Here is a 23,790-nt window from a genome sequence, read left to right as displayed (position 1 = left end):
CCGGTTATAGGCCTGAAAGATATATTTGTTCAAAACAAAGAAAGGAGCCCGGTTTTAGTAGGACTTGGGTGATCAAATGGATGCACCAAAAGCCGCTTTCGAATCTCTTCGTAAGGCGGCTTCATATATAAATTAACGATTACCACCCCCGGCGTCTCCGGGAGTACTTAGAAGATCGAAATTAACTCTTTCGTATACGGATGGCGTTCTTCAGCGAACAACGCATTCGCGCCAAAGCGGTCAACGATCTGGCCTTCCCGCATGACGATGATGCGCTGGCTCATGCGATGTACCGCGGCCAAGTCATGCGAGATGAACACGTATGAAAGACCAAGCGATGTCCGCAGATCGGTGAGCAACTGCAAAACTGCTCCTTGCGAGATCACGTCCAGGCTGGCCGTCGGTTCATCCAGAACAACAACGTCCGGTTCAATGCCAATAGCACGTGCAATCGTGACGCGCTGACACTGTCCACCACTTAACTCGTGCGGATATCGTCCAGCCAAATCACTTGGAAGCTCGACCGCTTCAAGTAGCTTTTGGACGTAAGCATCCTTCGAAGTATAGGTAAAGTGGGATAGCTCGGCGTTCCGTCCAAGTTGTTCGTACGGATCGATTAACGAATCGGCAATCTTGAGCTTTGGATTCAATGCAGCCATCGGGTTCTGGAAAACAATCTGAATCTTCCGGCGATGAGGTCGCAACCGTCGGCCGCTCAGCCGCGCAATATCCTGTCCACCCAGTGTAATTGAGCCCGTATCTGCATCTTCGATCCTCAACAGACAGCGTGCGAGTGTACTCTTGCCACAGCCGCTCTCGCCAACCAAGCCAAGGCATTCGCCGTGGTTCAGAGTGAAGGAAATATCATCTACAGCCGGTCGGTCTGCACCTGCATACGTTCGGCTGAGATGTTCCACGTGAAGCACGGGATGGCCGGGGATGCTGGGCGATGAAGCATTGTCTGAACCGGCAGTATCTATATTCACACCTGTATCCGCATGATCTGTATCTGTAACCTTTGTGACTGCATGATCTGCAAAGGCAGTATCTATGACTACATTGTCTGTATCCGCATGGTTTGCGCCTGTAGCAAATTCATACCTTCGCACACCGGATTGTTCCGACTGCACGAGTCCAAGACGTTCATCATTTGTGTTCATCTTCATTCCGTTCCTGCCTCCTTCAATCCCGACTTCAGCGAGCGACTCAGGACGGGAGCCGCTTCAATCAGCTGGCGCGTATATTCATGCTGGGGATGGTCAAGAATGCGATGTTTCCCGCCAGATTCGACGATCTGCCCTTCCTTCATCACAGCCAAGCGGTTGGCATAGCGACGTACATGGCGCCAATCATGCGTGATAAACAGAATGGCACATCCCGTCTCCGCTTGTTTGCGTGCCAGCAGTTCCAACACGCGATGCCCAGACACACTGTCCAGTGCCGTTGTTGCTTCGTCAGCAATCAACAGGCGAGGAGACAGCATCAGCGATGTGGCAATTGATGCCCGCTGAAGCTGTCCACCGCTCAACTGGAACGGATAGCGGCGCAGCAATTCAGCGCTAAGGCCAACCGATTCCAGCGCTTCCTCCGCTCGTTTCTTGCGGATAGCAGAAGACTTTTCCCCATGTACCTTCTGGTATTCATCAAAGTGTCCGCCAATGCTACGAAATGGCGTAAACGCTCCCTGATAGTCTTGAAAAATATATGAGATGCGGCTTCCCCGCAGGGCGCGCATCTCCTTTGGCTTCCGTTCGAGCAGATTGCTGCCTTCAAACATGACTCGCCCCGACGCATGCAGGTTGGGCGGCAGCAGACGACCAATGGCTTGCGAGAGCAAGCTTTTTCCACTGCCGCTCTGTCCAACCAATGCCATGAACTCACCTTCGCGAACAGCCAGAGAGACTTGATCTACAATCGTACGATCCCGACTGGAGATGCTCAGTTCCTCAATGGAGAGAATCATGGCTGCACCCCCTTCTTCACGTCAAACCGGTCTCTTAGATAGTCACCCAGCATGTTGGCGAGCAGCACTACCGAGACAATAGCAAGGCCCGGATAGATCATCAGCTCCGGCCGAGACTGGAAGTAAGGCCGCGAGTCGTTCAGCATCGCACCCCATTCAGGTGTTGGCGGCTGTGCGCCAAGCCCGATGTAGGACAATGATGAGATGAGCAGGATGATTTTGCCCAGATCGAGACTGGCTAATACGAGCACATGCCCTGCGATATGCGGAAGCAGATGTTTTCTCATGATTCGACCGTCCGACAGTCCGTTGGTCCGGGCGATGCGAATGTAATCCTTTTGTGACTCAGATAAAACTGTACTCCGAACGAGACGGGCGTAGCTGACCCACTTTACGATTACGATCGCTAATACCAAATTACCGATTCCCGCGCCAAGCAGGCCACTGAGCACAATCGCCACGATGGTATCAGGGAAAGCAAGAAAGGCATCAGCGATGCGCATGAACAGTTTATCGACCCAGCCACGTTTGTATCCTGCGATCAAGCCAAACGGAATACCGATCAGCAATGCAGCACCAAGTGCCAGCAAGCTATACCCCAGTGTTTGGCCGCCGCCAAGCAGCAGACGTGTCAGTACATCGCGGCCCAGATGGTCCGTTCCGAACGGATGGAGAGCACTTGCGCCCTGCAATCGTCCGCGCAGATCGGTTAAGGTATGATCATGTTTCAGTACTAAAAAGGCATACAAGGAGGCCGCGATGACTAGAAGTGCAAATAGCAAACCAATGATCGCCTGCCAGCTATGTTTTTTAGATTTTGTCGTTGGAATGGGCAGAGGCATGGTTTTCATCGGTGGGCCTCCTTTTCCTTGAGTTTCATTTCGGGATTCAAATAACGATACGACAGATCAACCGCCGTATTCACGAGGAATACCACGATAGCCATGATCAGAATGTAACCCTGAATCAGTGGATAATCACGCTGGCGGATGGCGTCAACGACAAGCTTACCGATGCCCGGATAAGCGAACAACACTTCAATCACAACAACTCCGCCAATCAGGCTACCGAGACTGACGCCGAATACTGTAATGACAGGCGGCAGACTGTGCCGGAAGGCGTGAAGCATGAAGATCCGGCCTTCGGATAACCCTCTTGCCCTGGCGGACCGAACGAACTCCTGACTTAGTGAATCTAGCAGGCTGGAACGCAAAAGACGCACATAAACGCTGGAGATGGCAAGTCCCAGCGTCAGAGATGGCAGAATAAGTGATGTGAATCCATCCCGGCCCATGGTCGGCAGATTGCCGAAGCGTACGCCGAACATGTCGATCAGGATCAGACCCAGCCAGAAACTTGGCACCGCCGCACCCACAATGGAGAGTATGCGGCTGCCCCTGTCAATCCAACTGCCACGATGGAGTGCTGATAGCGAGCCGAGCGGGATCGCTATGACGAGCATGACCAGCAGTGCGCCTATCGTCAGTTCAGCCGTAGCAGGCAGCGCACGCATCAAGGTCTGCATGACGGGCTGGCCTGTCGAATACGATACACCGAAGTCGAGCCGAACAAAATCGAGTAACCAGTTGCCAAACTGGACAGGAAGCGAATCGTTGAAGCCCATCTCCTCGCGTACAGCTTCGACCTGCTCCTGACTGACGGACAGTTCGTCAACATTCAGGATCGTCAGTACCGGGTCACCGGGAGCCAGACGAATGAACAGGAAACTTACAAACATAATGAACAGCAGAAAGATAAATACCTCAAGGAACTTCCGAAGCAAAATGCGAAACATTACATCACATCCAGCTTATTGGTAATCATGTAATATTCACTGCGGGCGGTAACCCAGTTCTTGATCTTCTTACCGTTGTAGGCAACGATCGTACCTGGATGCAGCACGAATGAATTCAGCACATTGTCATGCACGTAGTTGGCTGCCTTCTCGGCAAGTTCTGTGCGCTTCTCCAGTGCAACTGTGAGATTCAGTTCGTCGATGATCTTGGTCAGTTCCGGATCTTCCGATCCACTGAAGTTAAGAGCACCCTTAGGGTGGTACGTCGCATTCAGGTAATAACCAGCATCTCCACGAGGGGCCGTCAAATTACTGTACGTTGCAATATCCCAGTCACGGTTGGATGCCATATAATCTTCTGGCGTGTCAATCTGGCGAATCTGCACGTCGATACCGATCTTCTTCGCATCAGATTGGAACACTTGAGCAATCAGTGGCAGATCGGCACGGGCTGAATATGTCAGCAGGGTCAATTGTAACGGTTTGCCATCCTTGGTCATAACACCGTTTTGCTGCGTGTACCCTGCTTCGCCCAGATATTTTACAGCGACATCAGCTCCGGATTCCGTTGCTGTATCCGTATAGGTTGGTGCGAATGGTAGCGATGGCAGGAACGGTCCGATAGCAGCTTCACCGTAGCCGAGCAAGATCGTGTCGACGATACCCTGACGGTCAATCAGCGCGTCCAACGCACGACGAACATTGAGGTCCTTCATACTCTCCCGCTGCATGTTCATCGTTAGCTGATGCACGCGGAACGTAGACGTGGATTCAACCGTCATGCCGTCTATCGCTTTAAGCGATTCGAGGCTTTCGACCTCCGGACGGTATACGATATCAACCTGCCCAGATTTGAGCGCTAGTGTGCGGGCATTGGCATCTTCATTAAATGAAAACGTGATGGAATCCAGAGGCGATGCTCCGTCCCAATATTCATCATAACGATCCAGTTCCAGCTTGCTGCCTGGGGTAAAAGAAGTCAGCTTGAACGGGCCTGTACCAATCGGCTTGTTCACAATGTCCGGCTCACTCACGTCGATAATCGCCGTGTTGGGGTTCACCAGTTCCGAAGCGAACTCTGGGAACGGCTGAGTTGTAGTGATCTCCAGCTTGTCGCCCTCGGCTTCAATCGTATCGATCTTCAGCGCGTTCTGGATGGCTACATTCTCTTCCAGTGCCCGCTCAAGGGATGCCTTAACGGATTCACCTGTCATTGGCTTACCGTTCTGGAAGGTCACATCATCTCGCAGGTCGATCGTCCAATGCTGCCCGTCTTCGCTCTCCCAGCTCTCGGCGAGCCATGGAGCAACAGTCAGATTCTCTTCATCGAGACGAACCAGCGTTTCCGTAATGCCCGCGCGCAGCGGCACATAGCTGGAATCCACATGTGGATCTAGCGAGCTGGTGGAGAAGTTATATAGGAAGTGAACATTTTTATTATCGGTGGATGACTGCGCAGCGGGACTGGACTCAGGTGATCCGCAGGCGCTCAACAGTCCAGCGCTCAAAGCCAAGGAGACCAGCGCTAGCAGTGGCGTCTTTTTATTCAAGGTAATGCCCCTCTCTCTTAATCGTAATCATTATGATCTAAACAATGAGTATTATCATATCGTAATGATTACGTTTTGACAAGAGTTATATGGGTGTTAGAACGAGAAAAAATCCGACTCTCAAATGAGAGCGGATTCTTCATGTTTTTTGTTACATATGGGGGCTATCAACTATAAGTTTTGGTTGCCTATACTTCAATGTGGTATGAACTATTTGTACAGATTATCCTTCATAATCATCCTCTAGTGTTGGTATGAATGGGGAAAGAAACGGATCATCATTCTCTGTTACTTTACCTCGAATTAGTGTGTAGACCTTAAACTGATTGGAGGATTCCGCATCATCACTATCTCTTACATAAAGGACTCCATAAGAACCTTGAGCTATCTCACCTACCTTTTTCATTACTTCGATTGGATCATGCTTAGATTCAGGTTTGTGATTATTAAGGCCTGCTACCCATAGTTGAGAGTCACCATTAACTGCTCTCAAATCCAAAACACCTGAAGTCCAATTTAGTTCTTCTATATAACTCTGTAGATGTTGGATCACTAAATCGTATTGATCTTCATCTTCTTCAAATGAAGCACTCTCTCTTATAGTTGCCCATCCATGATATTCGTACATGCTTTACTCATCCTCTCATGATCATAAGGGTTTAGTATCGATGACTATTTCGACTTTATATCTGTCAGCATACTCATTTAACTGTCTTATCACTCTATCATCAGGTTTACCCTCAAAATGAAAATATGCCTTTTTTCCTGTTTCAATAGCTGCTTCTATGGTTGCTTTAGCCTGTTTCCTAAACTGCTTATCTAAACTATTTAATGGTGGCTTCGTTTGAGCAATATACTCATCACTTACTGTATCAAACTCCCTGCCTTTAGGATCATTACTAAATTTCACCCTAGACTCCCCACCGAGCTTTTCGGCTAGTCTATCAGCTGCCTGATCTTCCTTTGGAACTTTCACTAATCCACCAGAATATTGCCCAGTAACGGTCGATTTGGAGCTAGCTTGTACCTCAGACAAATTTATTTTTGAAGTCTCTGCTTTTGATTCAGCTTTCTCAATATGCTGCTTAATCTTCGCCACTGCGGGATTAGAAGCAGGCAATCGGTAAGGCCCTTTACCACCCGGCATACTGCCACGAACCATCTGAATCGCCATGAATATCTGACTAAACTTCAGAGAGGTCACCATCATCTGAGCATACTTATCTGATACAGGCTCTCCCGTCGTAGGATGAATCCCCATCTCAAATGCCTTGATCTGTAACGCAAAAATATCTTCCCCAGGCGGTTCAACGTTCACAGCTTGCATGCGATTAAAGTCCAGATTTCCCTGATCCCTCTGATAAGCCTGAAGAGCAGCCTGATCCGCAACACCATTCTCGTTGACAGGCATCCATACCAATTTACCAAACATATTGATTTGCGCCATCCGATAGCCCTTATCACCCGAACCTGAATCACCTGTTGATTTGGTCATCATAGCTGCGGCACCGACTGCTCCAAACGCACCACCCAGACTTCCCTTCTGAGCATCTGCATCTTGGAAACGCGTGGCGATATCCTTCAATTCCTTGGATGTGTTCACCATACTCTCCAGCGCTTTATCCAGTATAGGTCGTGACTGCTCGAACTCATAGTAAAATCGCTCCTGCGTCGCACCCATCCACATCATCTGAACGAACATGATCTGTCTCGTCAGATCACTTCGTATACTTTCTAACTGTTGTCTGGCTTGATCCACCTGATTCGATACGTGATGTAGTTGTTCAGGGGTAACTTTGATTGTACTCATACGTTTCTCCGCTCATTTGAAATAGGATTATCCTATGTTAGCAGAAGTGTAATATGTAAACTATCCGGCTAACATCCTGATTTCACCATGGTAAAAACACAAGCTGTGCTCCTCATCGGTGCTATGGTCCTATATGCATATACCCACTTTCTGTGAACCTCTTATGAAGACCATCGTAACTCTCCTACAATTAAATCAGAAAATGCTGGAGGAGAGTGATGATGGTGATCGTTAATAGAGGTTTTTAACTCTGAGAATTCTGAGGTCTGTTAAACGATTTCTTTCTAACATAACTCATATAAAAAAGGAATAATAAGAATATGCAAGAAACTACATACCAAACTGTTGTAAATATAAATACTACTGGCGTAATACAAAAAATAATAAACAATGGCCAATTGTATCCTTTGTGATTGAATCTGCCCTTCATAAATCCTTCACTGATAATTGCGCATAAAAGAATAAAATAAATAGTGAGATCAAAAAATAGTAACACTATCTCAATACCTTCTAATGCTGATCTTGCTGTAAAAAGGGAACTGATAAAAAACAATACTACAAAAAGTAGAATGAATATAAGATAAGTATGAAAAACAGGTGTTAAAAAAGGAGCTACTTTAGACTTTGCGAAGTTCTCAATACTTACCATAAGATCACCGCTACTATCACTAGTGATTATAGGATTGATTTGTTCACTTTTTAACAACGCAATTTCTTTATGAAGCTCCTTTCGAAAATTGATCATAGCAGCTCTCTGATCAAATGAATTATTTTCTTCTTTCATTTTATTAAAATTCTCAACTAATCTAGGAGGAAATAATACTGAGGCTTTTGAAATTTTCTCCACTGAAAGAAAAAAATCGCTTCTATTATTTATGTATTTGTAAACTTCCATTTCAGCTTCAGTATAGATTTCTAATGCCTTCTCAAAACGTTGTTGATCTATCTTCCTGTTTTCCAAATAATTTGTTCTTAACTCTTTGTACATCCAAACCATAAAAATAATAAAAACGGTGGCCAAGGTAGTACTGATATCTCTAGCAAATAATTCTTTAATTAAATCAATAAAATGACTCATTTAAACGCCTCCCGTAATATATTCCTGAATAATCATACGCATATTACGGGAGAATGGTAACCTGATATTATTTTATATTCAAATCTTATAGAATTCTCAACAACCAGCACTCTCTAAAATCACCCGATACCGCCCAATCTGCTCCGCCGTCGCCTCTTCCCGCAATGATTCCAACAATGCTGTGCACCTTATAAAATACCGATCCATCCCAAGCTTATCCGCTAACCGAATCGCCTGCAAAATGAACTCCACGGCCTCCTGCGGTCTTCCCATCCACTGTTCATACAAAGCCCGCTGATAACAGTAATGGTACATATCATCGTTGTTTAAAGAATTCATTTCTGTGCCATCGCCCAGCATCTGATCCTCAAACATATGTAAAACTCGATCGATCTGCCATTTATGCCGCACTGCTGCTTCCGTAATTACTTTCAGACCTGCCAACCATTCCTCCGAATGCTCAAGCAAAAAGTTCACAAACTCCTCCAGCAGTTCCACCTGCCCAACTTCAATCTCAAGAGCATACCGATTCACCTTTGCCTTATGCCTGAACTCCTGCACCACCTGAATACCTACCTCATCCAGATCCTCCATCCATCCCAGATCTGCATATTGATCGATACATGCTCGCGCCTGATCTACCTGTCCCATTTTCTGGTGAGCCATCCCCCGCATCAAATGACTGAACCCGTAATAGTAGACCAAGGGCCGCTCAATGTGTATATGTGGTGCAGGCATTCCCTTTGACTGATACTCCTGCCGCTCTTCATGAATAGACTGCACACATTGATATAACATGTCCGCCCTCTCCATCACCTTGTTCCAATTTTCAAAGGCCACAGCCATGTCCAACATTTCAACAATGATGTCCGGTTTGAGTGATTTTAGGATAGATTTTCGCAAAAGAAGATCCTCCTTAATTATCCATTTTCTTATAATTGTATAGATAAATCAAAATAAGATCAACCTAAATTGTACTTATAAGTACTTTTATTTAATAATACAGTTTGCACATATTAGTCTGTAAGGATTCTATAACCTCTTCTAACCTTAAGTGGAGGTGATCAAATGAGTTTACCAGAGGACGTAGGAAATCGAATACGTGAGTTAAGGAAGGCAAAAGGCTGGACTCAGGAACAACTGGCGGAAGCAGCAGGTCTTCATTACAGCTATATTGGTGGGGTTGAACGGGGAGACCGTAATATTTCTTTGGAGACTCTTGAGAAAATAATGAATGGATTGCAGGTCACTGCTGAAGAAATCTTTAAATTTAAAGAAGACTCTGAGTACAAAAGAGCCTTGGATGAACATATAACTTTAATAAGCGGCAAAAGTACAGATGAAATCGTATCGTTGACCAAAATTAGTAAAGAGATTTTTAATGCTATCGAAAAATCATTTAAAAGTTCCAATTAATATATCGGTAATCTTTAGGCAGCACCAAAAAGAGTATAATAATTTTTTCAACTGATCCTTTTTTTTTGAGATTTTCTAAAGCCATCGTCTTTCTTTATATTGTCGCTAAAGATTACTATCTAGATTACATTACTGATCCAGATAAAATATTTAGATAATTCTAATCCTCACAAGTCTCACTTTGACTTAGGGGAAAATTTAAATCAGTCAGGTTGAATTAAACAAAGGGCCCCTATATATAGGGCCCTTTATTTATTGTAATATCTTCTAATAACTATACAAAATCATTTTTTTTGTTTTTCCCTAATCACAATCTCTAAATCCAAAGCGTACAAAATTTTAAGCAAAGTTTCTATATTGTAGTTTTCTCCGCTAGTTACACGTACAATTTGTGGGTGTCTCATACCAATACTTTCTGCCAATTTCCGGACACTAACGTTACTTTTGCCCAACTGGTCTTTTATTGATTTAATAATCTCCAATTTAGGAATAGAAATTGCATAGTAGTCAGCGGGCACATTCAGATCTTGGAGTTCATGAACAATGGTTTTGTCATTCTTCATAGATGTGTTCTCCTTTCTGAAATCCGAGTATACAAATACATTCTTAGTTGAAGACGCGTCACGTCATAAAACGAATAATATTTTTTTTGATAAAGTTCACAGTGTTTACTAATCCCCTTTTATTATATAAATATTGAATATTATTTAAATGCTGTCCGCTCAACTCTAAAAATGTTTACTCAATTGTTTATAAGCATAGTTAATCCTCCAAATTTTTATTAATAAATAAAATATTTAGTATTGTTTTAAATAGATAGTAATACTTAGCTGCAGTAACTCCTCTCTTAATTAGTTTTTTCCGACTCTTATAGTTCTTTCCTAAACATATTCATTTTATTTCTCACTTATTGATGGCAGTGTTTGAAGAGAAGGTGAGTTACCACCCTTCTCTCTCCGCAATACGTTCCGCAGCAGCAAAATCTAGTTCTTTGATTTTCTCATCTTTTTTTAAAAAGAAGTGAAGAAGTGCATACTCCGAGTCAGAAAGGTGTTTAAACAAGAATCGCCATTCTGTTTTGGATTTACCTTTAATTCTCAATTCCCAAAGACCAGACCTCTTGGTAAACTTAATTCTTTTACCAAGATAATCTCTTTCTGTACCATGCTGGTTTAAAAGTGTCAAAGCCTCATAAATTTTTCTGAGGGCATCTTGACATACCTCTGGACTTTTGTTGAATTGGAAGGCCTCTTCGGAGAAAACAAGATTACCTTGCTGCTGAATTCGGTATGTATTCATGAACCCAGCCCCCAATATATAATTATAAAATATATGATAGGAAGAAACTTCCCAGCAAAAATGGTAACACTTTTAAAACCAATTTGTCAATCCACCCACCGTCAAATCTGCTCTGCTGTTGCCTCTTCATGCATTTATTTCAGCATTACTATGTAAATTTCAAAATGCTGATCCATTCATAGTTATAAAAAAACCTTTCTGCAGCACTGCGTATCGTTCACAGCCTCCAAGTTTTCCTTCAACTGTACTAGTAGAAGTTTAAGTTCGTTCTCCTTCTTAACATCCATAACTTGTACAAATATAGATGCACTTTGCTAACTAATCATACAAACTCTAGTAGATATATTATTAGGTTTAAGAGGAATATGTTACTATAATATTGAGATAATTTGACTGGGGGGATCTCTTATTATTACCATTAAACAAAACCAAAATGTAAAAAGCGCATTTGAATCCATTTTACGAGCTGACTATATATCAATTGATGGATTTGATCAGTTAGAAGATTTGGAGAGGTATTACATAGACGTTTATAACAGTGTCAGTCTCTTATTACAACAACAGGACAACTATATTTCCGGCAGAAGAGGATGCGGAAAAACTACGATGCTATTGCGAGGCTATTACGAATGTCTTAAAACGATTTCTCCAAAGCTTAGAGGAAAGTCTCACACTTTTGGCACTAATAAAATTCTACCTATATTTATTGATTTAAGTAATTGTAATGAACTCTTCTCAGATGATACTAATATTGAGGTTCATTTTATACGACAAATAATAGAGTCATTAAAAAGACAATTGGAAGTAATGTATGATGAGAAGAGCCTTTTAATTTTCAAGAAAGAAAATCCTGCTCTTGATGATCTTGAATTTATTGAAAAGATATTAATTGAAGGAGTTACAATCTCAAGGGAACGCAAAGTTGCGATTGAAGATAGTTTAAAGAGAAGCGAAAATGGAAGCATAAAGGGTACATTAAGTTTACAGCCTTCAATTTCAACTGATATATCTCAATCCGATGAGAAGGTTCAATCACAAAAGTACACTGAAATAAAGGGGCTTAATGTACAAGACTTTATCAATAAAATCAGTGATATTAAAAGAAAAGCAAATATTGATCGTATTTATGTTTTTATAGATGAGTTCTCTGATTTAACAGACGAAGCCCAAATTAATTTTTCAAAATTATTGAAAAATCTACTTGCTTCAAAAATTAATATGTTTTTTAAAATTGGAGTGATCACAGATAGATATTCCTTTGGGGATAAGATTATTTTAGGCAGAGATCTCTATCCAATTCCACTAGATCTCAATGAACACGTAGAAAAGTATAACGGTACCATTTATGCAATAAAAAAAATGGAGGTATTCATTGAACAGTTACTAGAGAAACGTTTTGACATTTTTTGTCCTGATGTGTCTTTTAATGATGTTTTTAAAATAAAAAAAGAAGTTGTTATGAATAGATTGGCAAGAGCATCTATGGGTGTAACGAGGACAATTGGTTGGGTTCTACAAAATGCTTGGAAACAATGTCAAGATAACAATACCCCTACGGATAGAATAGGCTTACAAGAGTTGAGTTTTGGCATAAGAAGTGCACGTAAAATATATTTCAAACAATTCCAAGGTAGTGTGAAGAAGCGCTTAATCCCAGCCTTCTATATGGATTTGTGGGATGCTATAATTAATAAAGCAATATCAGAAAAAACAAAATCTCCTGATAGACCAGCCAGTCATTTCTTAATTGATCCAATAAGAAAAGATTACTTGAACATCTTAAGCGAGAATTTTTTGGTGCACTTTCTAGAGGAAGGTAGAGCATCAAAGGCAGGTGGCAACTATAATCTATATGCTATAGACTATGATATATGTTTAGATAATAATATAAAATATGCTGAAGAAAAAGATGAATTCACAGCAGTTCGTTTCATTTACGATGTGGAACTTTCTAAGTTTGACCCTTATTTCATAAAAGATAAAATAAAGAGTTATCGTTGCAATGCTTGTGGAACAATCTATGATGAGCAGTCGGTTTCGCAATTTAAAGTTAAAAGATGTTTTGAAGACGACACAAAACTTGAAGAAATCATTCACAAAGAAATGCCTAGGACAGAAGGAAATTATGTAGAAGTCGAGATAAAGATACTCGGCTTGATTAGTTCACTTGAATTACATGAAGCAATGAGTGCGCAGGAAATTGCGGACGCAGTCGGTTGCAGTAGGCAAAAAGTTTCTTCTTGGGGTTCCTTTGTATTAGCTAAGAAAAACTTAATAAATATTGTATCTAAACAAGGGAAAAACTATTATTATGAATCAGAAAATTAAAATCTTTTAGATATTACGATTGAATTATCTATTTTATAAGGGAAACCTTCAAAATAGATAATTCAATTTTTTGTTTAATTACTTAATTCTGCTACTCCTCTAATCTCAAACTCCGCAAACTCCACTCTGTTCCGCCCGTTCTGCTTCGCCTGATACAAGGCCTTATCCACCGCAGCGAATAGCTGCGTCAAATACCCCTCTGGATTGTCCGGCACATGCACAACTTCAAAATCCTCAAAGGACAGAATTCCAATACTAATCGTAATGGACACCTGCGTACTCTCGTGATCCACCATAATGAGGTTGGACTCTACAGCTGTTCTCACGCGTTCCGCGATCTGGTTCGCCAAGTCATGCTCGGTATGCGGAAGGTAGATCATGAACTCTTCCCCGCCATAACGCGTCAGGATATCGGTACTGCGAATCGATTGTTTGACGGCCTCCGCTGTGCGGACGAGCACTTCGTCCCCGATGACATGCCCATAGCGATCATTGATCGCTTTGAAGTAGTCGATATCGAGCAGCAGGAGTGAGAATGGTGTTTTGTATTGAATATTGGTAATGACCTCGTGATTCAGATGTTGGGTCAGATAACGACGGTTGTAACAGTTGGTTAAACTGTCCGTGAGCGCGAGTTCCTCCAGTTTGCGATTGGCCTCGGATAACTCCTGACGGATCAGATCTAGCGCCTGATTTCGCTCCTGGAGCGTCTCGTTCTGGCGATTCATCTCTTTCACATAGAAGCGCTCTTGCGAGACGTCCTGGAACGTCAGGATATGACCGATCGGCACAAGAGCCGAATCCACAATCGGAGACGATTGCAGGATAAAGTGCCGGATGTTGTTATCCCGCTCCACGATCACTTCAATCTGAGAGAGGGTATTTTCTTTTTTCTTATAGTGATTCACGAACGCCTGACAGCTGCCCACAACTTGAACAGACTCCAGAAATACCTCCATATCAAAAGAATCCCCCACATGCAGATCCATAAAGGATCGAGAGGCTTTGTTCGCTTCAACAATGACTTCATTCTCATCCAGTACCAGGATGCCATATGGAATGGTATTGATCACGTCCTCATGCGCGATGGAGACCAGATCGAACACATTGTATCTTTTGATCACATAGACAAAGAACAGGTCCGACAGAAAGATCCCCAGCGAAGTCATGCCAGGAATGATCGGCAACCACCGGGCTAGAACAACATTTAGGATCGCATCGATCGTTGCAAAAACAGCCAAGACAAAGATGCCCCATAGGGTGATTCTCACCTGTTTTTTGATCATGGCAGACGTCTGCGATGAATACACCGCCCGGAACAGAACGACGAGGGATGCCAAGAAATAGCTCACCAGAATAACCATCACAACCCAGAACCAAGGGCCGTAATCCCGCTCGATGTACCCGCCCTCCAGTGGAATGACGAACTCGTTCCATGGATTTGCTACCACACCTATAGCCCCGATCACCGCTGGGACAAATAGCAAGAAGGTTCCTTTTGCACTCAGACGCTCTGAATAACCGGTAATAAAGATCGTCAGTAGAAGCCACCCGCTCCCAAGCAAGGAGACCGCAACGAAAGATAAGGTAACGTAGAACAATTGCAGACCGGAATCATTTGTGAGCGTACTCGCAAATTGACAAAAAGGCCAGAGCATCATCAACCCGTGAAATAAAAAGTACACCTTATGTAAGTTCGTAATTCTAACCGTAGCAAAAACATATACACCTACACCAAACAAAAGGACAAATAAAAAGAGATCATACCATACTAAAGGGTTCACGAATCTTCTCCTTCTTAGATGCTACAATGACAACGTGGTTGTTCATGATTCTATGTGATACGTATATAAAACTTCAATAAACACCTATACGATATTGCTACGCCAGACTTATTGGTTAATTTAACCATATCTTATCACACCACCCTAAGGGTGAGTAGCCCATACACTGGAAGTCCGACCAACCTCTGATCGAAATTCTGATCTATTTTGCGCTTTTGTGAAGGAATCTGACTGTTCCACAAAAAAACCGCCCATATCCAACTGAGCGGCCAGCCAGCAACTTGTTTTATTCAAATGATCCAAACCATTCGCGGAGTTAACCTCTCCGGCAGTAGTACTTCAACTACTGATCAGGCTTCATCTACTCTTCTCGTATGTTGGATATGACTTGCCCATGATCAAGTAACTGTTTACCTTCAGCGACCTGTTCCTCTGCGACCAACAGCTCCGATTGCAACTTATAACGCGCCTCGTTTCTGAGATATGCTTCATGACTCATCCCAACTAGATCTACTTCATAATTAGGTGAATGGAATGGTTCGTTGTCCGAAAACAAGTCCGGATTTTCCTTCAGCATCTCCGTAATTACCTCTGCTGTCTTAGTCGCATCACACACTCTTACGACCGCATCGCCGAGCTTTCCTTTACGCATCGCACCTTCGCGAACCAGTACCTCATCTACTTTCCAGAAATGCTCCGACCATGGCAACCCACAATGTCTGCGGGATGGTACTGAAATCTGACTTCCATCCGGTAAAACCGTATAAAGCATCTCATGCTCGTCTGTCATTCTGCCAGGTATGTCCACCCACTCTTCGACCCCATGGACAAATGTATTTCGCTTCAAATCAACGCCCACTAACAAGATCGTCGCTTTCCGATCTAACAGTTTCCCCCATGCTGAGCCTCTCGCACACGGTGTGTCGAAGAGATGATCGTCCTTTGTAAATGCCTCTGCATCCCTTCCCAGTGCCGCTACCGAGTGTGTAGGGTGCCACGAACGAACCACGCCCGGACGTTTACGGAATATTTCAGGAAGAATACCCACACAACAGGAAGAAGTTTCCATGCGGAACACTGGGTTATCCGCATTAATGGTAGACCACGTATGCGTGGGAAGCACCAACAATCCCTCTTTCATATAGTCGCTAAAGGCATCCAACACCGTGTCTGCTCCACCTTCAACCTCGCCTATACTTTTCATTGAAGAGTGAATGAGCAACGTGCCTTGCCTATCCATACCAAGCTGCTCTAGTTGCTGTATCAAGCTTTCTTTTGTGTACATGTCCTTCCTCCTTCATTTCTTATCCCTTTTCGATGAAAAAGCAAATCCTTGCTCAGCTTCACATCATGCTTCTCAGCATAACAAACAAATGGCCGAGGGTTAACCCCCGGCCACAGAGAAAGAATTTGTATGAGTTCAGGCATTAGCTACCACTCAACTTTTACTTAATAATAACGTACTCCAGATTCACCAGCTTCGCATACGTCACGATCTGGTCTGTCGTCAGGTTCAAGGATACAACCGTATGGTGACCACCACCATTTTCGATCCATGCTTTCACTCCATCTTGGAAGTTCGGCTTCACGCTCCACAGAACACGTGCTACCGGCAGGTTAGGTGCTGGAACGGTTGGCTCAAATGCAGATACTTCATTGATCAACAGTTTGTAATGTGTACCGAAGTCTGCCATGGATACCACGACACCTTCGCCTGCTTTGCCGTCGAATACGAGACGTGCCGGATCTTCACGATCGCCAATGCCCAGTGGGGACACGATGATTCTTGGTTTCGTGCTGGCAAGTGTCGGATCTACTTCAAGCATGTGAGATTGCAGGATCGCTTCCTGTCCAGCGGCCATCTCGTATGTGTAGTCTTCCATGAAGCCTGTGTTCTCGTTATGAGCCATGATTTTCAGCAAGCGATCCAGCGCAGCTGTTTTCCAATCACCCTCACCGGCAAATCCGTACCCTTGAGCCATCAGGCGTTGTACTGCCAGACCCGGAAGCTGTTTCATACCATGCAGATCTTCGAAGTTTGTAGTGAAGGCACTGTAACCACCCTCGTCCAGGAAACGTTTAATGGCAATCTCATAACTCGCTTGCACACGTACGCTGGCTTCCCAAGCTTCCTTGCTGTTCGTGCCGTAATCGAATTCGTAGAGGTCTCCGTACTGAGCGATCAAATCATCGATTTCCTGCTCTGTTACGGCGTTCACGTATTGCACGAGGTCGCCAATGCCGAAGTAATCAACCGTCCATCCGAATTGGATCTGTGCTTCCACTTTATCACCTTCGGTTACGCCCACGTTGCGCATGTTATCACCGAAGCGAGCTACTTTGATGTTAAAGCTTTCATTATAAGCTACCGCTACGTCCATCCAGTCTGCAACCTGCTGTTGCACTTCTGGGCGCTCCCAGTATCCAACAACGATTTTATTTTGTTTTCTTAGACGGGCATTAATGAAGCCATATTCGCGGTCACCATGTGCCGCTTGGTTCAAGTTCATGAAGTCCATATCGATGGTTGCCCATGGAATGCTTTCGTTAAATTGAGTTGCCAAGTGTAGCAAAGGTTTTTGCAGCAATTTCGTACCACGAATCCACATTTTCGCCGGGGAGAATGTATGCATCCATGTGATGACGCCCGCTACTTCGTCACGATAGTTCACTTCTTTCATCGTGCTCGTGATTTTATCTGCGCTTACCGCCAGATCCTGCAATACGAGCGGGTACGGCAGTACGCCGCTTGCATTAAGGGCATCCGTAATTTTCTGTGCGTTGGCTTTTACTTCGCCCAGTGCTTCTTCTCCGTACAAGTGCTGTGAACCGACCACAAACCAGAATTCTTTTGCTGCTGACATATAATCATCCTCATTTCATTTTTATAGTTGAACATATGGATTTACACTAGCACACTGCGCAGCCAGAATAATCTTTCGATCGCTAGTTATCCCCGGATTTTTTTGATTCCCTTTTTGCAAAGGGAAAATCCTGTGATAAAGGCGAACGCTCCGCTTCTCCAGCTTTCTTCTGTCTTCTCCGTTATCGTGTAAAAAGTATAGTTGAACAAATCATTCCCAGACTAAACCACTTGTAAGCCAGAACATGCTTCCAGTCACTGTTATAACCTAATTACTTTTGTCCGTAATACGCGTCTTTTCCGTGTTTTCGCAGATAGTGTTTATCCAAAATGCCTTGTGGCAGTTCTTTGGCAAAGTTATTCAATTGCCGCGCGTACAGGTTCATTTTGCATACCTCTTCCAGCACGACACTGTTCACCACCGCAGACTTGGCATCTTTCCCCCACGTAAACGGTGCGTGACCATGGAGCAACACTGCCGGAACTGCCATAACATCAATCCCACGCTGTTCAAACGTTTCAATAATGACGCGTCCTGTCTCCGCTTCGTATCCACGATCAACCTCGTCCTGGTTCAGGAAACGTGCACAAGGCACCGCCCCATAGAACGTGTCGGCATGTGTTGTTCCCATAACAGGTACGTCCAATCCGGCTTGTGCCCAGATGGTCGCCCACGTGGAGTGTGTGTGCACGATGCCGCCAATCTCCGAGTAATGCTTATATAATACGGCATGTGTTGCGGTATCCGAGGAAGGTCTCATCTCACCCTCCACCACGTTACCGTCCAGATCAACCACAACCATGTCGCTTGCTTTCATCGTATCGTAGCTGATGCCACTTGGTTTGATCACGAACAGACCGCTTTCCCGATCGATTGCGCTGACGTTACCCCATGTGAATTTCACAAGTCCATGCTTTGGCAGTTCCAGATTCGCCTGGAATACCTCTTCTTTCAGTTGTTCTAACATGTTATTCCCTCCCGTTCTCTACCAGATGATCTACAGCTGCCTGCTCAATTGTGAGCCCATTCCGGTAGCGTTCGATAAATGCTTCAAACCCTTTCACATCCGATGCATCCGGCGCCACTTCGACTCCCTCAACATCGTTAAAGACCTTCTGCTCCAGGAACACATCCAGGCTCTCCTCTTGATCCTTGTTGATGATGTACGAAGCCAGAAGCGCCATGCCCCATGCGCCGCCTTCACCAGCGGTAGACATCACTGACACCGGTACGTTCATCGCAGCGGCTACAATCCGTTGTCCGACGACAGGGGTCTTGAATAGGCCACCGTGAGCCAAAATACTGTCAATCGCTACATTCTCTTCTTCCGTCAAAATGTCCATACCCAGCTTGAGTGCACCGAAAGCACTGAACAGATGTGTCCGCATGAAATTTGCCAGATTGAAGTTGCTTTCCGGGGAGCGGACGAACAATGGACGGCCTTTCTCAAGTCCCGTAATGTTCTCACCTGAGTAGTAACCGTAGCTGAGCAAGCCGCCACCATCAGGGTCTGCCTCCAAAGCCTTGTTAAACAACACGCTAAACAACTTGGCGTTATCCACTTCATATCCCATTGCTTGAGAGAATTCACGGAACAGTCCAACCCATGCGTTGATATCACTGGAACAGTTGTTGGCATGCACCATCCCTACTGGACTGCCATCCGGCGTGGTGACCATATCGATCTCGGGATACACTTTGGACAATTCCTTCTCCAGTACGATCATCGCAAATACGGATGTGCCAACGGAGATGTTGCCCGTACGTTTTCTCACGCTATTTGTTGCCACCATACCCGTTCCCGCATCGCCTTCTGGCGGGCAGAGCGGAATGCCTGCTTGCAGATCTTGCGAAGGGTCGAGCAACTTGGCTCCCGCTTCCGTCAATACACCTGCATTCTCACCAGCGAGATATACCTTGGGCAGAAGGTCCTCGACTTTCCACGGATAACCTTTGCCTGCGATCTGTTCGTCGAACTGTTGGATCATGGATGGGTGATAGTTATGTGTAGACTCGTCAATTGGGAAAATGCCTGATGCATCGCCGATCCCAATCGCCTTATTGCCCGTCAGCAACCAGTGGATGTATCCAGCCAAAGTTGTCAGGTGATCGATCTGTGGCACATGCACCTCTTCGTTCAAAATCGCTTGATACAAGTGGGCTATGCTCCAGCGTTCCGGAATATTGAATTGCAGAAGTTCCGTTAGCTCTCTTGCAGCTGCTCCTGTAGTAGCATTACGCCAGGTGCGGAAAGGTACCAGCATTTCGCCCGCGCTATCCAAAGCGATATATCCGTGCATCATGGCCGAGAATCCAATAGAACCGACCGTACGCAGCGTGATTCCGTATTTCTGTTCCACATCTTGCTTCATCTCACGATAAGCCGTTTGCAGACCTGTGATGATATCCTCCTGGTTGTACGTCCAATATCCATCTTTCAGAAGGTTCTCCCATTCATAACTGCCTGACGCGATGGTCTCAAAACGCTCGTCAATCAACACCGCCTTAATCCGCGTTGATCCAAATTCAATACCGAGCGAAGTAGCGCCCTTGGTAATGGCTTCTTTCAAGTCCAGTTGACTCATAATCACGTGTATCCCCTCTCCGGTCGCGATTTCACATCCCAAAGGATGCATATATAAGGTGAAGCTTCTACTTATGACAATAGCTAATAATGAATTTTGTATAAGAGGTGGTTCAAAAAGTCTGTGTTTTCAAAGAATGCGCTTTCCTTTTCTGACAGCCTTAGTATATTTTTTGTACGTACATTTGTCAATAATATATAATAGTTATACTTACAAAGGACACATATTGTGGTCTATTTAACCATTCAAAGGTCTTGTATGGCTATTAAATGGCTATGCTGTAAGGTACACCTCCATCCAAAAAGGCTGGATATGTACGGTTTATTTTGAAAAATGTTCGGTTTTATTTTCATCCTATCTGAATCATGCTAAAATATGTACGTACAACTATTTGAACAACAACGTTAATATAGATGAGTAACGATGAAAGAAGTGGACTACGTGAAGCCAAAATACCAGGTCATCATTGATGATATAAAGAGTCATATCCTCTCGGGGACATATAGCATAGGCGAACAGATCCCCACCGAGTTGGCATTACAGGAAAGCTACACCGTAAGTCGCCAGACCGTGCGGAAGGCTATTTTGGAGTTATCAAACGAAGGGTTTTTACGAAGCGAAAAGGGGTCAGGGACCTACGTTAGCAATCAGTATCGCTCTCGATCAGGCGGCAACACATCGAAGAAAACGATCGGTGTGATCACGACATACATCTCGGATTACATCTTTCCGTCCATCATCCGCGGTATTGAGAGTCGTCTGAATGAGGACAACTACTCGTTACTGCTGGCCAGTACTAATAATGATGTAGCACAGGAGAAAAAAGCCCTAGAAATGATGCTCTCCTACGGCGTGGATGGCCTGATCGTCGAACCAACCAAAAGTAATCTGTACAATCCCAATATTGCGTACTACCTGTCCTTCAAAGAGCAGGATGTGCCGTTTACGATGATTAATGCGTTCTATGAGGAGCTGGAGGTTCCGTTCTTCTGTCTGGATGACGTGCAATCCAGTTATCTTGCTACACGGGAATTGATTGCGAAAGGCCATACCCAGATCGGCATAATTGCGAAGATGGATGATCTACAAGGCAAGTACCGGATGAAGGGATACATCAAAGCGCTGGGTGAAGCGAAGTTACGGTTCCATCCTGAGCAAGTGCTTTCCTTTGATACCGCATCGAAACCAGAGTTATCTTCTAGTGTAGCCACGTATCTGGACGAAAACAGAGATTCGCTCACCGCGATCGTCTGTTATAACGATGAGGTGGGACTGGAGGTCGTGCACGCCTGCAGGCAACTGGGCATCTCGATCCCGGATGAGTTATCCATCATTGGACAGGACAATTCGTACATCGCCAAGAACGCCAACATCAGGCTAACAACGCTAACCCATCCCCAAGAGCAAATGGGCCGTGATGCTGCCGACTGGGTGATCAAGAATCTGCAAGGCAAAAAGGATCTGCCAACAAACACCTACTATCAGCCGGTACTGGTTGAGGGAGAGACGGTGAAGGAGATCGTAGTGGAATAATACACTACCCTCTCTATCCTTTGGGCACAATCGAAAAGCGGCAATGAAAACAAAAATCCTTTGTTTTCATTGCCGCTTATTTGGTCGTTGAGTGATACATGGCAGATCAGCAAACAACAGAAATAGTATGCATATATTGTTTAAAACAAGGAATTTAATCACTTAACAAACCACTTGAACTGGTATATTATAGAATTGTATCAAAAAATTATAAGTAGAGAGGAGTTTATCATCTTGAAGAAGACACTCTCAATTGTTATCGTCATGAATCTGATTTTTAGCTTTGCCTTTGGTCTTCACGCATCGGCTAACAATGACGTTGAAACAGGAGGGCCACCTGATGCGCTTGCCTCAGAACAGGTCGTGCAGCCAAGTGGGGAGATTATATCTGAGCTTACACAGGCCACCACTGATTTGGATACTTCCAAATTAAAGGAACATCAGGTCAAATTGCCCGCCAACTTGAAATCGGCTTCCACAACCTCTGAGATGCATAAACAACAAGGACTGCTATCGGCTCCACAATCGGTGAACGCAACAGCCGCAGCGGAGACTACTACATATACGGGCTACATTGAACAGGAAGGTACGTCCACCTATTTATACCCGATTTATGTACAGTCAGGGCACATACTGCAAGTACAAATGGATAATCCAGCATCGGCGCAACTCGATTACGATCTTTATCTGTATGAATTCGATATGGCCACCGGTGACTTGAATCCAACTCCGATTGATTATTCAATATATGGAACTTATTTGAATAATTACGCTAATGGGTCCGGAACCTTATCCGAAAATGTGGGCACGAAGAACAGCACCTCCGGCGCCAAAGCCTACTTTATTGAGGCCTATGGCAAAGTCGGAGGCAGTATCAGCGAACCGTTCACGCTAACCGTCTCCACAAGTTCAACGTACGATACCTACGAGACAGATGAGAATGCGCTTCGCGCCTACCCTTTCACCGTTGCAGTCGGTGGCTCTACACTTGCAAGCCGCTCGGTCAATTCGGAGATCGATCAGGATTGGTACAAAATTACGGTTCCCGAAAGCAGAAACTATGACGCTATGCATATCAATCTAGACCAAGCCTCTGCAGGCAATGGGTACAAGGCCGAATTGTACGGCGCATTAAGCAACAACCGGATGGCCTTGATACCTTCCACCACTGGCAACGTATCATTAGGCACAGGCACGTATTATTTGCGAGTGTATACAACCAGCACCTATTCAGATAACAACTATTCACTACATCTCCAACCTGTGTTGAGAGCGGATAAAGTGGTAATCACAGGCTACAATTCCAATGGCGGTTCGAATGATTACCCCACTTACGCCTATGGACGCTACTACCGCATTACAGGAACAAGCTTTACCGTGACCGGCGTTGCGGCGACATCAGATAACTATGCCGTAGCTAATGCGGAGGTCGAGGTCATTTGGGAGAATGATTATTGGTCCGAAGGCAGCAACAACCGCTACCGGAGTGCCAAGGTTATGACCAACAGCAGCGGTCAGTTCACCGCTACGTTATCCCTGCCTCCTTCCACCGGGAGCATCAGTCAATACTTGCCTGGAGCCATAGGCTTCACGCACTATTATGATATTTGTGGTGTGCTGGCAAGGGTAACGAGTCGTCCGAGTGCAAATGATACGGATATTGTGTATCACTTTGCCTACAGTATTTACGGCGGCTGATCGAATGGAAACCAAGCAATGGGTCGTTTATTCAAACGCCCATTGCTTTTTTTGTCCAATCATATTAAAGAAATGGAATAATATTCC

The 23,790-nt window shown here is 44.5% G+C and carries 19 protein-coding genes and 1 pseudogene; 4 read left to right on the top strand and 16 right to left on the bottom strand.

Translation table 11 applies throughout. The annotated features are described in order from the left end of the window. Window positions 1-167: 167 nt before the first annotated feature. The 9 genes from D829_RS0124270 to D829_RS31790 all read right to left on the bottom strand — a co-directional run bounded on the left by D829_RS0124270 (window position 168) and on the right by D829_RS31790 (window position 9,099). Window positions 168-1,166: a dipeptide/oligopeptide/nickel ABC transporter ATP-binding protein gene (locus tag D829_RS0124270; RefSeq protein WP_017691509.1), complete on the bottom strand. Its 999-nt coding sequence runs from the start codon at window positions 1,164-1,166 to the stop codon at window positions 168-170. Beyond that, window positions 1,163-1,963 (bottom strand): ABC transporter ATP-binding protein, encoded by an 801-nt coding sequence (locus D829_RS0124265; protein ID WP_017691508.1) that lies wholly within the window; start codon window positions 1,961-1,963, stop codon window positions 1,163-1,165. The genes D829_RS0124270 and D829_RS0124265 overlap by 4 nt, the downstream gene beginning before the upstream one ends. Then, on the bottom strand, window positions 1,960-2,814 hold the full coding sequence (gene nikC / locus D829_RS0124260) for a nickel transporter permease (RefSeq protein ID WP_017691507.1): 855 nt from the start codon (window positions 2,812-2,814) through the stop codon (window positions 1,960-1,962). Before nikC ends, D829_RS0124265 begins: the two co-directional genes overlap by 4 nt. Beyond that, window positions 2,811-3,758 carry a nickel ABC transporter permease gene (gene nikB / locus D829_RS0124255; RefSeq protein ID WP_017691506.1) on the bottom strand — a complete coding sequence of 316 codons (948 nt, stop codon included), beginning with the start codon at window positions 3,756-3,758 and terminating at the stop codon, window positions 2,811-2,813. Before nikB ends, nikC begins: the two co-directional genes overlap by 4 nt. After that, window positions 3,758-5,308: a nickel ABC transporter substrate-binding protein gene (gene nikA / locus D829_RS0124250; protein ID WP_017691505.1), complete on the bottom strand. Its 1,551-nt coding sequence runs from the start codon at window positions 5,306-5,308 to the stop codon at window positions 3,758-3,760. The genes nikB and nikA overlap by 1 nt, the downstream gene beginning before the upstream one ends. Window positions 5,309-5,531: 223 nt before the next feature. After that, on the bottom strand, window positions 5,532-5,936 hold the full coding sequence (locus tag D829_RS0124245; RefSeq protein WP_017691504.1) for an Imm7 family immunity protein: 405 nt from the start codon (window positions 5,934-5,936) through the stop codon (window positions 5,532-5,534). Between the two features lie 21 nt (window positions 5,937-5,957). Next, window positions 5,958-7,118 (bottom strand): WXG100 family type VII secretion target, encoded by a 1,161-nt coding sequence (locus tag D829_RS32645; protein ID WP_017691503.1) that lies wholly within the window; start codon window positions 7,116-7,118, stop codon window positions 5,958-5,960. A gap of 244 nt (window positions 7,119-7,362) precedes the next feature. Continuing rightward, entirely contained in the window at window positions 7,363-8,196 is an 834-nt protein-coding gene (locus tag D829_RS0124235; RefSeq protein WP_017691502.1) for a hypothetical protein, read from the bottom strand. 96 nt (window positions 8,197-8,292) lie between these two features. After that, complete coding sequence (locus tag D829_RS31790) at window positions 8,293-9,099, bottom strand: hypothetical protein (protein WP_017691501.1); 807 nt, start codon at window positions 9,097-9,099, stop codon at window positions 8,293-8,295. 165 nt (window positions 9,100-9,264) lie between these two features. Here D829_RS31790 and D829_RS0124225 point away from each other — a divergent pair, with 165 nt between their 5' ends. Then, entirely contained in the window at window positions 9,265-9,612 is a 348-nt protein-coding gene (locus tag D829_RS0124225; protein WP_017691500.1) for a helix-turn-helix transcriptional regulator, read from the top strand. A gap of 284 nt (window positions 9,613-9,896) precedes the next feature. Here the strand turns inward: D829_RS0124225 and D829_RS0124220 are convergent, their stop codons facing one another. Together D829_RS0124220 and D829_RS0124215 are read right to left on the bottom strand one after the other, a co-directional pair. Beyond that, window positions 9,897-10,175, bottom strand: a complete 279-nt coding sequence (locus D829_RS0124220; protein ID WP_017691499.1) for a helix-turn-helix domain-containing protein — start codon at window positions 10,173-10,175, stop codon at window positions 9,897-9,899. A gap of 376 nt (window positions 10,176-10,551) precedes the next feature. Then, window positions 10,552-10,911, bottom strand: a complete 360-nt coding sequence (locus D829_RS0124215; protein ID WP_017691498.1) for a type II toxin-antitoxin system RelE/ParE family toxin — start codon at window positions 10,909-10,911, stop codon at window positions 10,552-10,554. A 606-nt stretch (window positions 10,912-11,517) separates the two neighbouring features. Here D829_RS0124215 and D829_RS0124210 point away from each other — a divergent pair. Then, complete coding sequence (locus tag D829_RS0124210) at window positions 11,518-13,239, top strand: hypothetical protein (RefSeq protein WP_017691497.1); 1,722 nt, start codon at window positions 11,518-11,520, stop codon at window positions 13,237-13,239. A gap of 74 nt (window positions 13,240-13,313) precedes the next feature. Here D829_RS0124210 and D829_RS0124205 read toward each other — a convergent pair whose 3' ends face one another. The 5 genes and pseudogenes from D829_RS0124205 to D829_RS0124185 form a co-directional block, all read right to left on the bottom strand. Then, window positions 13,314-15,023, bottom strand: coding sequence for a diguanylate cyclase (locus tag D829_RS0124205; RefSeq protein WP_017691496.1), 1,710 nt, complete (start codon window positions 15,021-15,023; stop codon window positions 13,314-13,316). 535 nt (window positions 15,024-15,558) lie between these two features. After that, window positions 15,559-16,308: pseudogene (locus D829_RS0124200) on the bottom strand (AAC(3) family N-acetyltransferase); the annotation flags it as partial. A 160-nt stretch (window positions 16,309-16,468) separates the two neighbouring features. Then, the gene (gene araA, locus D829_RS0124195; RefSeq protein WP_017691494.1) at window positions 16,469-17,887 is read right to left on the bottom strand and encodes an L-arabinose isomerase; all 1,419 of its coding nucleotides are present in this window, start codon (window positions 17,885-17,887) and stop codon (window positions 16,469-16,471) included. 271 nt (window positions 17,888-18,158) lie between these two features. Then, window positions 18,159-18,854, bottom strand: a complete 696-nt coding sequence (locus D829_RS0124190) for an L-ribulose-5-phosphate 4-epimerase (RefSeq protein ID WP_017691493.1) — start codon at window positions 18,852-18,854, stop codon at window positions 18,159-18,161. A 1-nt stretch (window position 18,855) separates the two neighbouring features. Beyond that, the gene (locus tag D829_RS0124185; protein ID WP_017691492.1) at window positions 18,856-20,472 is read right to left on the bottom strand and encodes an FGGY-family carbohydrate kinase; all 1,617 of its coding nucleotides are present in this window, start codon (window positions 20,470-20,472) and stop codon (window positions 18,856-18,858) included. A 441-nt stretch (window positions 20,473-20,913) separates the two neighbouring features. Between D829_RS0124185 and D829_RS0124180 the strand changes: the two genes are divergently transcribed. After that, the gene (locus tag D829_RS0124180; protein ID WP_026081384.1) at window positions 20,914-22,005 is read left to right on the top strand and encodes a GntR family transcriptional regulator; all 1,092 of its coding nucleotides are present in this window, start codon (window positions 20,914-20,916) and stop codon (window positions 22,003-22,005) included. A gap of 234 nt (window positions 22,006-22,239) precedes the next feature. Further along, window positions 22,240-23,703 (top strand): hypothetical protein, encoded by a 1,464-nt coding sequence (locus D829_RS0124175; protein ID WP_017691490.1) that lies wholly within the window; start codon window positions 22,240-22,242, stop codon window positions 23,701-23,703. Window positions 23,704-23,790: the final 87 nt, after the last annotated feature.

The organism is Paenibacillus sp. PAMC 26794, assembly GCF_000316035.1.
Lineage (GTDB): Bacteria > Bacillota > Bacilli > Paenibacillales > Paenibacillaceae > Paenibacillus.
Note: the sequence above shows the minus strand (reverse complement) of the source record. Positions and strands in the feature narration are given on the sequence as shown.